At 60.8% G+C, this 1,316-nt stretch carries 1 protein-coding gene; it reads left to right on the top strand.

Annotation, left to right across the window (positions count from 1 at the left end):
• Nucleotides 1-228: 228 nt before the first annotated feature.
• A partial coding sequence (locus C5469_RS22710; RefSeq protein WP_242689575.1) for an ImcF-related family protein occupies nt 229-1,316 on the top strand: 1,088 nt, incomplete at its 3' end.

The raw sequence follows: 1,316 nt of genomic DNA, 5'->3' as shown, positions 1-1,316 counted from the left end.
CAACTCAGCCCGCGGTCAGAAATAGATACCGCGTTGCGGATGCTGGAGAAACAGGGGCAACAGCTTGGCTGGCAGGCGCCGGTGTATGTGTGGAATGTGCAATGCAGCCGCTGGGACCAGCGCGACCGCCCGACTCAGACCGTCGGTTGTTTCCTGCCTGAGGAAGGGACGCCCCCGTTGCTGGCCGCGGGCCTGAATACCCTGCCGTCCCAACTGGCGGCCAGAGGCATGGCGCAGGCATTAGCCGAAATCCGTCACGATTTTTTATTACGACTGGCCCAGTCAATGCGGGACGGCGGGGTGGAGCGTCTGGTTCGTCAACTGACACCGCTGCTAGACCGGCCCTCCATATGGCTGGCGGGGGTGATGTTCAGTTTACCGCTGGCAGCTCAGTCGGGGATGGCTGAGCATGGCTGGCTGGTGGAGTCGAGCTGGGACGGGGTACTGGATGATGTGCGCCATATTCGGGGTCACGCGGTGGGCTTCCCGTGGGAGAAAAGCGCCCAGTGGGGGCTGATGGTGCTGGCGGTTGTGTGGGGTGTGGGGAGTTTCACGTCGTTTTTTGCCAATCGTCATCAGATAACCCTGAGCCGGGAGCGGGTCAGTCAGGCCAGTGACCGGCAGCGTCCGTTATCAGACCGTCTGCTCAGTCAGTATGCATTGCAACGGGAGCTTGACCGGTTGCAGTACCGGGAGGAGGAAGGGGCACCGTGGTACAGCCGCTTCGGGTTAAATCAGAATCCCGCCCTGCTTAAGGCCCTGTGGCCGGTTTATCAGCGCAATAATACTCAACTGATACGTGACGACGCGGCGCAGGTGTTGCATCAGCGTCTGACGGAATGGGTGAATCTGCCGCCCGGCAGCCCGCAGCGTCGTCAGCGGATGAAAGCGGCTTACGCGCAGCTGAAAGCCTATCTGATGATGGCGCAGCCGGCCAAAGCGAATGCCGTTTTTATGAGCCGGGTACTGATGGAGAACTGGCCGCAGCGGGCCGGGGTGACTGATGGGTTGTGGCAAAACACCGGGGAGTCATTGCTGCGGTTTTATGCGCAGCATCTGCCGCAGCACCCGGACTGGAAAATCACCGCGGATGCCGGGTTAGTCAGTGAAGTGCGGCGGATATTGCTGACTCAGCTGGGTCAGCGAAATGCGGAAGCGACGCTCTATCAGAAAATGCTGCAACAGGTGGCCCCCAGTTACGGGGATTTAGGGCTGGCACAGATGACCGGGGCGACCGATGCCCGCCGGCTGTTTAGCACGAATCAAGTGGTGCCGGGGATGTTTACCCGTCAGGCGTGGGAAGGTCAGGTGCAGAA

Origin of the sequence: Photorhabdus cinerea (assembly GCF_011189575.1) — a bacterium.
In the GTDB taxonomy this organism is placed as follows: domain Bacteria; phylum Pseudomonadota; class Gammaproteobacteria; order Enterobacterales; family Enterobacteriaceae; genus Photorhabdus; species Photorhabdus cinerea.
This window is presented reverse-complemented; position numbering and strand designations above follow the sequence as displayed.